Source organism: Proteiniphilum saccharofermentans, assembly GCF_900095135.1.
In the GTDB taxonomy this organism is placed as follows: domain Bacteria; phylum Bacteroidota; class Bacteroidia; order Bacteroidales; family Dysgonomonadaceae; genus Proteiniphilum; species Proteiniphilum saccharofermentans.
The window spans coordinates 143,514-157,497 of record NZ_LT605205.1 but is presented as its reverse complement, the minus strand read 5'-3'; the positions used below and the strand labels follow the sequence as shown (position 1 = coordinate 157,497).

Genomic DNA, 13,984 nt, shown 5'->3' with positions numbered 1-13,984 from the left:
CCTCTGCTCATTTAGTTTAACGAAAACGTTCCTAAAAAATATCAAGATAAATTCTTATTCATCATATAAATTTATTAATCATATAAATTACAACCAGTTAATCATATTCCTAAAAACCTGTTGAGGAATTACAGCACATCAAAATCTTTTTTTACTTGAATTTATATATCTTTGTATTTACTTAAGAGAGCCAGAAAGTATTGAAAAGCAAAACAATCCATATAAATTCCAGTACCCTTCGTCTTCTGCGCAAAGGAGATGAAAAGGCTTTCGAATACCTGTTTCATCAATATTACAATCAGATCTATACGTTTGTTCTGAATACCCTTTTCGATAAGACATTTGCTGAAGACATTACCCAATCCGTTTTTATCTCTCTCTGGGAAAAAAGAGAAATGATTAATCCCGAAGCCAGTATCATACCTCTTCTTTATACCATCGCCCGGAACCATGTCTACAGACAAACCGAACAACTGTTACTGAAATATAAATATGAACAATACCAACAAGAAACGATACAGGAAAACACTGATATTGAAGAAGATGTGAATAGTCGTTTTTTGGAAAATATCCTTTCAGATTTTATTGAGAAACTACCTTCTGAACGACGCAAGATCTTCCTGTTAAGCCGAAAGGAAAATCTATCAAACAAAGAAATCGCCTCTCGTTTAGACATTTCCGAAAAAACAGTGGAAACACAAATAAGACGCTCTCTTATCTTTTTAAGGGAAAAGATGAAGTACTACATCAACACTATTTTGCTTTAATTTATTTATATTTTTGGTCTAGAATCTGTCGGTCATAACGACCTCAATGTTAATAATTGCTAATATTTTTGTTAAAAACAATATTTCTGTAAGGATTTTCTACCTGTTACGTATTACTATAAAAGAGTAAACATGTCAGAAGAAATTATAAATCTGGTTGAAAAATTTCTTTCCAACTCTATATCGAGGGAAGAGATGCGCAGGTTGCTACAAGCTTATCAACAAAAACAAATAAGTGAAAAGCAGCTTGATGATTATTATGCCGTTAAATGGAGAAATGCAGGACAATATTCATCGTTATTTGCTGATGAAAGCAAGGGAAGAGTATGGAAACAGTTTCAGCAGCACATGCACCAAAGGTTACAGAAGTCGCCGAAGCAGAAAAGCAGGTGGATATTATACGCAAGTGTGGCAGCCGTTGCTCTTCTGTTTTATATGCTGGGTTTTGCAATCCATTTGACCCGCGAAGGTGCACAACAAGAGCTTGTGGTCATGGTTGAAAACGGGCAAAAGGCAAGTGTTCAACTCCCCGATGGTTCCCACGTGCAACTCAATTCAGCAAGTGAATTGCGGTATCCCCCAGATTTTGGGAAGAAGGATCGAACAGTAAAGCTGACAGGAGAAGCATACTTTGATATAAAAAGCAATCCGGACAATCCGTTTATCGTACAAACACACTCCGGATTTCAGGCAAAAGCACTTGGAACAAAGTTCAATATCAAATCTTATCCTGATGATAAAGAAATAACCGGAACGCTCATCGAAGGTTGTATTGAAGTAAGCAGCCCGCAGTTTTCAGAGGTATTGAACCCCAATGAGCGTATATTATTTGATACTAAGGATATGACATTCTATAAATCTCGTATGCACAACGCGAATGATGCAATCTTCTGGATGACCGGACAATTTGTATTCGATAAGGAAACATTAGAAAATATTGCCAAAATATTAGAAAGGATGTATAATGTAACCTTTTCTTTTGCATCACCCGACATAAAAGAGATACAATACAGTGGAAAGATAAAGAATAATAGCATGGAGAACGTGTTAAATCTTATCACTATCGTTTCTCCGTTACAGTATACAATAACAGGATCACACATTACATTCAGTAAAAAATAAAATAATAATCAACAAAAACTAACGCCTATGACATAGAACAGAAACAACAAACCCAACGCATAATAAAGAAAACCGGAGCAATGTAGCGGCATCACTCCGGCAAGAATGCAATATTATGCTAACAGCACGGTAGCACTTTAATAGGTAAAAAAGCTATAAATCGCATTCATAAGGAACAAAAATACTCATTTAGAGTCAATACCGTACCTGTTTACCCTAAATTAAATCCTAAAACAAACTAAAATCTAAAAAAGAGTATCTCAATGAACGCACAAATCAAACGAATTGGCATAAGCTGTTTGCTTTTGCTCCTGTTAAATATTGGGCAAAGCATGGCACAAATAAGTATTTCTGCAACGAATACGGAGATAAATAACGTACTTGGCCAAATTGAGGAAAAAAGTGATTATACCTTTTTCTATAGTGATAACTTCCTCAATTTAAATCAAAAAGTAACGATCCATGCTAAGGACGAAACAATCGAAAACATACTGAACAGGTTGTTCCGTGACACAAACATTGGCTATAGAATTAACAATAAACAAATTGCGCTTTCTGAGAAAAGTGCACAGTATCCTGAAAATATCGCCCAGCAACAGAGACGAATCGTAATGGGAAAAATTACCGATTCTGATGGAGAACCTATTATTGGAGCCAATATTATTGAAAAAGGGACGACAAACGGTACGGTTACGGATATGGACGGAAATTTCTCTTTGAGGTTAGAAGAGAATGCCGTACTTCATATTTCTTACATCGGCTATTTATCACAGGATATTAACACTTCAGACAACACGACTTTTAATATTGTTTTAGAGGAAGACACCAGAGCGTTGGAAGAATTGGTGGTAATCGGCTATGGTACGGCACGCAAGATCGACCTGACAGGTTCAATCTCTTCTTTAAGCGGTGATAAACTGCAAATGAAGAGTACACCGCAGCTCTCCAGCCAAATGCAAGGACAAATGGCTGGCGTACAGATCACACGTTCCAGCGGTGACCCATCAGCCGGAGCGACCATCCGTGTGCGTGGGGTCACGACCATGTCAACCAACGACCCGTTGGTGATTGTGGATGGCATACCAGGTACCCTTAGAGACATTGCCCCTGAAGATGTAAAAGACATCCAGGTATTGAAGGACGCAGCATCTGCCGCCATCTACGGTTCTCGTGCAGCTGCCGGTGTTATCCTGGTCACGACAAAACGTGCCCGGAATAATGAATTCCACCTTTCCTATAATGGGGAATACGGCATTAATACACCAACGGCCAAGCCAAAATTCGCCAATGCAGTACAATGGATGAGTGGCCTTAATGAATTGGCTTTCAACGATGGGGCTTCCTCTCCTCACTCTCTTTACTCGGAAGATTTAATCAATAATTATGCACAATTGCGGGCTGATGATCCTGACCGCTACGCAGACACCGATTTCATGAACCTGGGCCTAAAGAGCAGTACGAATCACCAACGTCATTCACTCTCTCTTAGCGGTGGAACCGATAAACTGAAAACGAACTTCAGTTTTAACTACTATGATTCGGAAGCCCTTATAGATACAAAAACCTATGAGCGTTTTAACATCCGTACCAACAATGACTATACGATCAACAACTGGATCCATGCAAATGTAGACTTGAACCTGCTTTATTCTAACGCGAATGAACCACATCTCTCCATGGCTGAGCTGATGGAACGTGCACCAATCTATAACGCCTATTGGTCTGACGGACGTTTTGCCGATGGCAAAGATGGCGACAACCCCATTGCACAACGTGATCTGAGTGGATCACACAAAAAGCAAAACTATCGGGTTGGTGGAAAACTACAGCTGGTTCTCACTCCTATAGAAGGATTGGCTTTAACAGCCATCGTCGCTCCTCAATACTCCTTCTATAAAGGGAAAGATCATAGAAAAAGATATGAAGTGTACCGAATCACCGGTGATCCTATCCCTGGGGTCGGTTATTCCTCGACCAGCCTCAGTGAAGCGCGCAACGACAACCATAGTTTGACGAAGCAGTTTTATGCAAACTATAACCTGCAACTGAAACGCCACTCTATCGGATTGATGGCCGGTTATGAGGATTATTCTTATAAATGGGAAGAACAGGGGGCTTCACGCACCAATTATAGTTTGGTAAACTTTCCCTACCTGGACTTAGGTCCTGAAGATTATCAGTTCAACAGCGGAAAAGCCGGACATAATGCTTATCGTTCATTCTTTGGCCGTATCATGTATTCCTGGGCAGACCGCTATCTGTTGCAAGCCAATATCCGTTCCGATGGTTCCTCCCGTTTTGCTAAAGGTCATCGTTGGGGCACATTTCCTTCAGTCAGCGCCGGTTGGGTCATCTCTGAAGAACCCTGGTTCAATAAGAGTGTGGTCGACTTTCTGAAGCTACGCGGTTCTATCGGACAGTTGGGTAACGAGCGTATTGGTTCGGAATTCCCATACCAGGCCAGGTTGTCTTTTGGTACAGGTTTTATTCCCAATGCTTCTACCGGGGTTTCTGACATTGTGCAGACGGCTTATCAGATGGACTACGCGTTCAAAGACCTGACATGGGAAACAACGACGACCTATGGTATTGGTGCAGACATCTCCTTGTTAAAAAATAATCTACGCGCTTCGGTAGATTACTATTACAAAAAGACAACGGATATGTTGATGGAGGTAGGGTTTCCCTCCTATTTCGGTTATAACGCACCACAAAAAAATGCTGCCGACATGAACACGACTGGTTGGGATTTCGAAATTTCCTGGAACGACCGGATCAGAGACTTCCACTACGGTGTAAGTTTCAACTTATATGATTATCGTTCAAAAATGGGATATATGGCAGACAGACAAAGAATTGATGACAACAAAATCACCGAAGAGGGTTCTTACTATAACGAATGGTACGGCTACAAAAGTATGGGGATTATCTTAAACGAAAAGGCCATGCTGGACGAAAATGGTAATCAGATTCCCGTTCTGACCAATAATGACAAGGCCGGCAATATCCGCTACCAGGATATTGACGGCGATGGTAAAATCACCGCTTCCAACGATCGTGTACGTTTGGGCAACTCTTTGCCGGAATTGCAATACGGCGGATCTCTTTGGGCTGAATGGAAAGGTATCGATTTCAACTTATCATTCCAGGGTATCGGACACCAACTTTCTTACTGGTCATGGCCGGGCACACCGTTCAATTATCAAGCCTATGCCAGCCCGTTGAATCTGATCGAAAGCCATTGGAGTCCCACGGCTACGGATGAAGAAAATGCCAAAGCTAAATATCCGAAGTTGACAACCAACAGTGCCAATATTTACGCCAGAAGTGACTTCTACCTTTTCAACGGAGCTTATATGCGTATCAAAAATATCACATTGGGCTATACCCTTCCGTCCGAAATCACAAAGAAATTATCTGTCAACAAGTTGAGAGTTTATTTCAGTGCTAACGATCTGCCCGCTTTCTCAAAATATCCCAAAGGATATGATCCGGAATGGGGTCGTAGCGGCGATCTCCTCTTGTCTTCTTATATTTTTGGTCTGAATGTTTCATTTTAATTAGAGAATCCAGTTATGAATAAAATAAGCAAATATTTACTCGCCGGAATAGTGGCATTTGGCATGACTGCTTGTGCCGACCTTGATCTGAATCCATTATCGGAAGGATCAAGTGAGAATTGGTATCATGATGAAACCGAGATAGAAATGTCTCTCAACGATTTGTGGAGACCGGATTTTTTCCCAATTGATGCAATCTTCTGGGATGACGATTTATTAAACCGCAATGGATCTAACCCAATCACGTTAGGAACGGTAACCTCTCAATGGGGAGATGCTTCAACCCGCTGGACCTCATTATATAAATCCATCGCCCGTGCAACAAAAGTCATCGATGCGTTGGATAATGGGGTAGCAGCAGGAATAAGCGAAAGTAAAATTAATCAATACAAGGGTGAAGCCTATTTTATGATAGGGTTCGCTTATGGCGAATTGACGGCATATTATGGAGATTGTGTATTAAATAAAGGTATGACCTTAGACGAAGCCTATGTGGCAACCCGTTCACCCAAAAGTGAAGTGTTGGCCTATGCCTATGAGTGTTTAGATAAGGCAGCCGAATATTTGCCTGACTCCTACAAAGTCCAACAACGGCCGACCAAAGGGGCTGCCCTTGGCTTTAAAGCCCGTTTCGCACTCTTCCACGAAGATTGGCAAACGGCATTGGATGCCGCGGATAAATGTATGCAGTTGGGTGTTTACTCTTTACACGACAACTATCGCGAAATGTTCATAGCAAACAGTTCTCCCGAATTCATGTTCTATTTCAAAGGTGATTTGACGCTAAAGAAAGGATATGGTTTCATGACGAATGTCCGGGATTTTGTGATTCGTAATGTCGGTGGCCACTGTAACCAAAGTCCGTCGTTGGAGTTGCTTTGCTCTTACACCTGTACGGATGGTTTGCCTATCGATCAATCTCCACTCTACAATCCGAAAGATCCGTTTGCCAACCGTGACCCGCGTTTAGCGATGACAATCCAGCCGTTCAAGACGAAGTACTCTTCTGACTACGCAGAATATGAAGCATCTAAAAAAGATGGTACATTCCCTGAAAAATATCCGGACTACATCACGCTGGGTTATGAATTCAACCCCAGTCCTTATGCCAATAAAGTATATGAAGTGGCTACCGGCAACATGGTGGTTAATACTGATTCAAAAGCTTCGAACCAACACTCGGCATACAACGGACTGATCATTCGTAAATTCGTAAAAGATGAATGGAAAGATTTCAATAATCACGGTTTAGTGGCAGACAACTGTTATCCTTACTTGCGTTATGCCGAAGTCCTGATGACCTATATCGAAGCGAAGAATGAGTTGGGACAATGTACGCAAGAAGATTTGGACAAAACCATCAACCTGTTGCGGGAACGTGCTTACCGGGGTACCGGTATCACTTACCCACGTGTGGAAGTAGCTTCACAGACTGCTTTACGTAAGATCATCCGTATGGACCGTCGTTCGGAATTTGCACTCGAAGGGATACGTTATCGTGACCTGTTGCGTTGGCGTATCGCTGAAAAATCGCATAACAAATCTATGTACTACCTGTCCCGTGCCTGGTCCAATTCCGCCAACTGGAATGGTTTGACCGGCAGTGAATCAAACATTGAGCTGTCTCAGGATTTCATGACTTTACTGAAGAACTGGGACGAAGGTAATTACCCCATCGGTGGCGTACCGACAATCGACGAAAACGGCCTGCCTGACCTTTCACCGATGGAAACAGCGGGATATATCACCACGTTCTATAAAATGTCGTTCGATGCAAAGAAAAACTATCTATGGCCCATCCCAGCCAACGATATTCTGGTCAATAGCAATTTAACGCAGAATGATGGTTATTAATATTTTCTGATATTTACCCCAGTTGTAGGATCTGTTTATCCGGAGGATTTTCAGATTACAACTGGGGTGTTTTTATGTTTATCTCATCCCATTCTTTTAAAAGTATATGATTACACGACGTGATTTCCTAAAAGTAACGGCCGCCGGAAGCGAGTTGACCTCATTAGGCAGCGCGGCGGAAGTAAAGGCCGCTATGCAGATATTGCTCCGGACAAAAAATTCTGCCATGAAGGTCGCGCAAAAGAAATATAAAAAAAGAAAATAATACATTAAAGTGGACTTAATATTAAAAGAAAAAAATTATGTTTACAAAAAAATTTATTCAAGCCTTAAGCCTGAGCGTTATCTTTCTGATGTTGAGTTATTCAGGAATATTCGCACAAAATAAAAAATACGATGTAGTCATTTACGGCGGCACCTCTGCCGGCATTGCCTCGGCCATCCAGACATCAAGAATGGGAAAATCGGTAGTAATCATTGAACCGACTCATCGTCTGGGAGGTTTGACAACCGGAGGATTAGGCCAAACCGATATCGGAAATAAACATGTGATCGGAGGAATATCCCGTGAATTCTATCAAAATATCCGAAAACACTATGATGATCCAAAGAGTTGGAAATGGCAGGATAGAAATGCCTATATGGATGAAGGACAAACAAGAACCGAAAAGGGTGAAGATGCCATGTGGACATTCGAACCTTCTGCCGCCCTGAAAGTGTACCATCAAATGCTTTCCAAAGAAAAAATTGATATCGTGTATGGTGAAAGATTAAACAGGGAGAGCGGCGTCACTAAAAAGGGAAACCAGATTGAATCGATTGAAATGGAGAACGGTTCAAAATATACCGGAAAAATATTTATCGACGCAACCTATGAAGGAGACCTCATGGCCGCAGCGGGAATCAGTTACCGGGTAGGTAGGGAATCCAACCGTGAGTATGGGGAAACATTGAACGGTGTACAGGCCAACAAGATCAGCGCCTCCCTCAGGTGGACGCTTTCACGAAACGCATATAATCATAATTTCATTGACAGGGTCGACCCCTATATCGTCAAAGGTGATCCAACAAGCGGACTCCTTCCCTACATCTCCGAAGGGCCTCCAGGCGTGGATGGGGAAGGCGACAATAAAGTACAGGCCTACTGCTTCCGGATGACACTGACCGATCATCCCGACAACCGTATCCCTTTCAAAAAACCTGAAAACTATAACGAGTTGAATTATGAACTGCTTTTCAGAAACTATGAAGCGGACAACGGGTCGGAGATGAATCAGATGCCTTGGATCAATTCGCCGATGCCAAACAGGAAAACCGACACAAATAACAGAAGAGGATTTTCCACAGATTTTATCGGACAAAATTATGATTACCCGGAAGCATCCTATGAAGAACGAGAAAAGATCGTACAGGCTCACAGGGACTACCAACAAGGGTTGATGTGGACACTGGCCTACCACCCCAGAATTCCTGAAAAAGTGAGAAATGCGGTATCCAGATGGGGAACATGCAAAGATGAATACGAAGAAGGAAGCGACGGATGGCAGGAACAACTTTATATAAGGGAAGCAAGACGTATGGTGAGCGATTATGTGATGACCCAAAAAAACTGCGAAGGGATAGACACAATAGAAGATCCGGTTGGCATGGCCGCCTACGGAATGGATTCACACCACATACAGAGATATGTGGATGTAAACGGGTTTGTGCAAAATGAAGGTAATGTAGAAGCACACGGCTTTTCTCCTTACTCCATCAGTTACCGTTCGATTGTTCCCAAAAAAGAAGAATGCAACAACCTGCTGGTTCCCGTGTGTGTAAGTGCCACCCATATAGCATTTGGCTCCATCCGTATGGAACCGGTCTTTATGGTATTGGGACAATCGGCGGCTACCGCTGCATGCCAGGCTATCGAAGAAAAGAAGGCTGTTCAGGATATTGATTATTCCGTGTTACAAAAAAAGTTGTTGGATAACAAACAAATTTTAAAAAACAAGTAAACAGATAATGGTAACACGACGAGATTTTATCAAGGCAACAACCTTAGGGGGAACATTGGTGGCAACGAGACAGATGTCGAATGCCCGTACAGTTTTCATGTCTGCAACAAAGCCTGATTCCGGATTTATTGAGGAAGGAGAAAAGAGAATACCGGTAATCAAGGAGGTGGACATCGTTATCGTGGGAGGAACGTCGGCTGCCGTAGCGGCTGCAAGCGCGGCTTCCCGGACAGGAAGCAAAGTCTTCCTTGTGGCGCCGTTGTCTTACTTAGGGGATGATGTATGCGGGTCATTCAGAATAGTCTGTGATGAAAATGAAAAACCCGATAATCCCTTGAGTCGCCGCCTGTTTCTTCAGAGTAAGTATCCTACCCCTCTTTACATTAAAACGGAACTGGAGAATGAGTTAATTGACTATGATGTCGATTTTCTTTATAGCAGTTATGTTACAAACATTTTAGTTGATAAAGAAGGCAGCCTTTCAGGAATCGTCATTGCCAACCGGTCGGGACGCCAAGCCATCCGGTGCAGGGCAATCATCGATGCAACACATGTCGCATCTGTTGCCCGGACAGCCGGCGCACAATTCACCGATTTCAAGGCGCAGAAATATACATTTAATTTTGTAACAATCGGCAGTGAACCCCAATCAATTCCCGATACAAAAGCAGAAAAGATCCCTTACTCGATTACGGTTAAAGACAAAGAATTGCCGGTAGTGCGTTATTCGTTTCAAATGCATGTCGGGAATGACTCCTATGCAGTTATCCAGGAAATTGAACAAAAGATCAGGGATAAAGTATGGACACCGGCTCAAAGCGACAGCTCGGATATTCTTGAATATGTTCCTTTTGTTTCCATCATCTCTGAACGTGGATTCAACAAGCAGATATCTTCTGTCAGAGATATACCCATAGAGGCTTTACAGCCCAAAGGAATAAAGAATATATGGGTTCTGGGGCCTTCTGCCGATGTATCAAATGAAATATCGGAAAAAATAATGCGGCCTGTATATGCTACTTCTCTTGGAATAATTGTGGGTGAGACCGTGGCCATGTCTGTCAAAAACATACCTGTAAGCAATACTGACAGAGTTTATCATTTAGTCCGCAAGGGAGATAAAAAAGGAGAGATACGGGAATTGCTGCACCCACTTCGACCGGGAACAAATAAAGGTTTTGTAACATCTTCCAATGAAGCTCTTCCCGTACTGGGAGAATATGACGTTGTGGTAATGGGTGGGGGTACCGCCGGGGCACCCGCCGGTATATCTGCCGCCCGTCAGGGAGCTAAAACCTTAGTCCTGGAATATCTCCATGGATTAGGAGGTATTATGACCCTCGGATTAATCGGGAAATACTGGGATGGGTATCGGGGTGGTTTTTCATCTGAAGTGGATAACGGAGTTCGTGGTATGGCACCTTTGGATCATCCCCGCCAAATGAAAAACTGGGAAAGCGATCACTTGTCCGACTGGAAACAGGAATATTTCCGTAGTGAATTAAGAAGATCCGGAGGTGACCTTTGGTTCGGTGTTTTAGGCTGTGGAGCATTGGTGAGAAATAATCAGGTATCGGGTATTGTGGTATGCACACCCTATGGCAGAGGAATCATTCTGGCAAAGGTGGTAGTAGACAGTACGGGAAGCGCGGATATAGCCATTGCAGCCGGTGCCGATTATAATTATACGGGAAAGAATGTTGCCGTACAGGGTGCCGGCATGGGGTCCTGGAAGCCGGAAGATTACTATAACAACAACGATTGGGCTTTTATCGATGACTCTGATGTACTGGATATAAGCCGCATATATGTACAGGCCAAGAAAAAACTCGCCGGACATTATGATATGGTAAAATTGCCTCAAACAAGGGAGAGAAGACGAATGGTTGGGGAATACACGGTATCGGTATATGATGTAATAAGCAAACGGAGGTATCCGGATACCATCTCATACCATAAGAGCTCCTTTGATACGCATGGTATGATTGTTGATCCCTATTTTATCTTATCTCCCCCGCAGGAGAGACATACAATTTATGATGCCGATGTACCGTTAAGAGCCCTATTGCCAAAAGGATTGAAAGGCATTATTGTGACCGGATTAGGAGCAAGCGCCGATCGCGATGCCATGCCGGTAATCCGGATGCAAGCCTGTCTGCAAAATCAGGGATATGCCGTAGGTTATATTTCAGCAATGGCTGTACGTGAAAATAAAGATTTCAGGGAACTAAACATCAAAGCTATCCAGAAGTTCCTGGTCAGTATGGGCAACCTGCCAGACCATGTAGTGAAAGATAAACCTTTCAGGGGATACAGCGATAAAGATTTTGCAGATGCGGCCAGAAGCCTAAGGGACAACTATAAAGGATTGGAAGTGCTGTTGACCGATCATGAAAGATGTCGGCGGATAATCAGAAGAGAAATAGAGTCTGCCGCCCTCCGGGATAAGCTTACATATGCTTCTGTTTTATGTATGCTGGGAGATGATACTTTTGCCTCTATCATTGCCAGTGAGATAAAGAAGCAGGATAAATGGGACCAGGGATGGGATTACAGGGGAATGCACCAATTCGGAGCCAGTATGAGCAGAATGGATGCTTTACTGTTTGCTTTGGGAAATTCGAAAGGTAAAAGATCTCTGCCCGTTATACTGGAGAAAGCAGCCCTGTTGAAACCTGAAAGTGAATTCTCCCATTTCAGGGCGATTGCATATGCGTTGGGAGAAATAAGAAGTAAAGAAGCAGTTCCCATCCTTTATGACTTACTCATAAGTCCGGGAATGCGATATCACCACATTACCTCCTACAGAGAAGCACGGGCAAAAGTGGTTCCTTCGGTAAATGACAACAGCGTAAGAAATGCGGCCTTAAAAGAAATACACCTGGCGTACGCTTTATTCATTTGTGGAGACAAAAATCATTTGGGCGAAACTATTTTAAAGAGTTATGCCAACGGGTTACAAGGACATTATGCCCGGTTTGCAACCGATAAAATCCAAATTATAAAATCAAATTAAGAATGAAAATAGTATGAAGAAAACAAGTTATTTATTCTTTTTAATCGCATCACTGGTATTATTGCTATCGTGCAAGCAATCTGTGGATACCTACAAAGCCGATGTAATTATCTACGGGGGAACTTCAGCGGCAGTAATAGCCGCTGTGGAAGTAGCGCAATCAGGTAAAAATGTGATGATTGTCTCTCCTGATGCACACTTGGGGGGATTGACCTCCGGCGGGTTAGGGTTTACCGACTCCGGAAATACAGCATCGATCGGGGGGTTATCCCGGGAGTTTTACCACAAGGTATGGCTGCATTATAACGATTCCACTGCATGGAAATGGCAAAAGCAATCGGAATATGGAAATAAAGGCCAGGGTACTGTGGCAATGGACGGGGATAGCAGGACAATGTGGATATTTGAACCCCATGTGGCTGAAAAAGTTTTCGAGGATTTTATCCGGGAAAATAATATAACGGTTTACCGGGATGAGTGGTTAAATCGTGAATCTGGAGTAAAAACAGATAACGGAAAAATAATTTCTTTTACTACTTTATCCGGAAAAACATTTCAAGGTAAAATGTTTATTGACGCGACATACGAGGGAGACCTGATGGCTGCAGCCGGCGTATCCTATACGGTGGGAAGAGAGCCTTGTTCGCAATACAATGAAGAGTGGAACGGCGTACAGGCCGGAGTATATCACCATAGGCACTATTTCAACACCCCTGTCGATCCGTATATAGTTCCCGGAGATCCTTCCAGCGGTTTACTCCCTTATATCTCCGACGAACCGATACATCCCAATTGTACGGGTGACGATAAGATACAGGCTTACTGTTTCAGGTTATGCATGAGTAACCACCCCGAAAACAGAGTCCCTTTTGAAAAACCTGAAGGATATGATCCTGCCGGTTATGAACTGCTTGCCAGGGTTTTTGAATCGGGATGGGACGAGTGGTTTGCAAAGTTTGACATTATCCCCAACAGGAAGACCGATACAAACAACCACGGCCCTTTCAGTAGCGATCATATAGGAATGAACTACGATTATCCCGAAGCATCCTATGAACGGCGTAAAGAAATTATTGCAGATCATACCAATTATCAAAAAGGATTGCTTTACTTTGTATCGACCGATGAACGTGTCCCCCAGGAGGTGAGGGACAGGATGAAAGAGTGGGGCCTGGCCAAGGATGAATTTACCGATAATGGCAACTGGCCGCATCAACTCTATATCCGTGAAGCACGAAGGATGGTCGGAGCGTACGTCACCACTGAAAACGAGGTGCTCGGAAAAGTGCATGTGCCCGACCCTGTCGGTATGGGCTCATATACCATGGATTCCCACAATGTGCAACGTTTTGTGACAGCAGAGGGATATGTACAGAATGAAGGGGATGTCGGGGTACATCCCGGAAAACCATATAAGATTGCCTATGGCTCAATTGTACCCCGGAAAGAAGAATGTACGAATCTGCTCGTACCTGTTTGTCTTTCTTCCAGCCATATCGCTTTCGGATCCATCCGGATGGAACCGGTATTTATGATCCTGGGACAATCGGCGGCGGCAGCAGCGGTAATAGCCATAGATAATAAAATCAACGTACAGGAGGTGCCCTATGGGCAATTGGAGCAGGTATTACTTTCTAAGAATCAGATTTTAAATAATTAATATCC

8 protein-coding genes are annotated in these 13,984 nt (G+C 42.9%); all 8 read left to right on the top strand.

Annotation, left to right across the window (positions count from 1 at the left end; all coding sequences use genetic code 11):
- The first annotated feature begins 200 nt into the window (after nt 1-200).
- Complete coding sequence (locus PSM36_RS00510; protein WP_083710861.1) at nt 201-767, top strand: RNA polymerase sigma-70 factor; 567 nt, start codon at nt 201-203, stop codon at nt 765-767.
- Nucleotides 768-899: 132 nt separating this feature from the next.
- Nucleotides 900-1,889, top strand: a complete 990-nt coding sequence (locus PSM36_RS00505) for a FecR family protein (protein ID WP_076928327.1) — start codon at nt 900-902, stop codon at nt 1,887-1,889.
- Between the two features lie 263 nt (nt 1,890-2,152).
- A complete protein-coding gene (locus PSM36_RS00500) occupies nt 2,153-5,449 on the top strand; it encodes a TonB-dependent receptor (protein ID WP_076928326.1) in 3,297 nt (1,098 codons plus the stop codon).
- Between the two features lie 15 nt (nt 5,450-5,464).
- The gene (locus PSM36_RS00495) at nt 5,465-7,303 is read left to right on the top strand and encodes a RagB/SusD family nutrient uptake outer membrane protein (protein WP_076928325.1); all 1,839 of its coding nucleotides are present in this window, start codon (nt 5,465-5,467) and stop codon (nt 7,301-7,303) included.
- A 106-nt stretch (nt 7,304-7,409) separates the two neighbouring features.
- Entirely contained in the window at nt 7,410-7,568 is a 159-nt protein-coding gene (locus tag PSM36_RS17270) for a twin-arginine translocation signal domain-containing protein (RefSeq protein WP_154670935.1), read from the top strand.
- Nucleotides 7,569-7,605: 37 nt separating this feature from the next.
- Nucleotides 7,606-9,303 (top strand): FAD-dependent oxidoreductase, encoded by a 1,698-nt coding sequence (locus tag PSM36_RS00490; protein WP_076928324.1) that lies wholly within the window; start codon nt 7,606-7,608, stop codon nt 9,301-9,303.
- A gap of 7 nt (nt 9,304-9,310) precedes the next feature.
- Nucleotides 9,311-12,319 (top strand): FAD-dependent oxidoreductase, encoded by a 3,009-nt coding sequence (locus tag PSM36_RS00485; protein ID WP_076928323.1) that lies wholly within the window; start codon nt 9,311-9,313, stop codon nt 12,317-12,319.
- 13 nt (nt 12,320-12,332) lie between these two features.
- Nucleotides 12,333-13,979, top strand: coding sequence for an FAD-dependent oxidoreductase (locus PSM36_RS00480; protein ID WP_076928322.1), 1,647 nt, complete (start codon nt 12,333-12,335; stop codon nt 13,977-13,979).
- Nucleotides 13,980-13,984: the final 5 nt, after the last annotated feature.

What these genes read in the sequence shown, in the direction of transcription:
- PSM36_RS17270 (WP_154670935.1), top strand. Translation starts at nt 7,410, where the DNA reads ATGATTACACGACGTGATTTCCTAAAAGTAACGGCCGCCGGAAGCGAG.
- PSM36_RS00480 (WP_076928322.1), top strand. Translation starts at nt 12,333, where the DNA reads ATGAAGAAAACAAGTTATTTATTCTTTTTAATCGCATCACTGGTATTA.
- PSM36_RS00495 (WP_076928325.1), top strand. Translation starts at nt 5,465, where the DNA reads ATGAATAAAATAAGCAAATATTTACTCGCCGGAATAGTGGCATTTGGC.
- PSM36_RS00485 (WP_076928323.1), top strand. Translation starts at nt 9,311, where the DNA reads ATGGTAACACGACGAGATTTTATCAAGGCAACAACCTTAGGGGGAACA.
- PSM36_RS00490 (WP_076928324.1), top strand. Translation starts at nt 7,606, where the DNA reads ATGTTTACAAAAAAATTTATTCAAGCCTTAAGCCTGAGCGTTATCTTT.
- PSM36_RS00505 (WP_076928327.1), top strand. Translation starts at nt 900, where the DNA reads ATGTCAGAAGAAATTATAAATCTGGTTGAAAAATTTCTTTCCAACTCT.
- PSM36_RS00500 (WP_076928326.1), top strand. Translation starts at nt 2,153, where the DNA reads ATGAACGCACAAATCAAACGAATTGGCATAAGCTGTTTGCTTTTGCTC.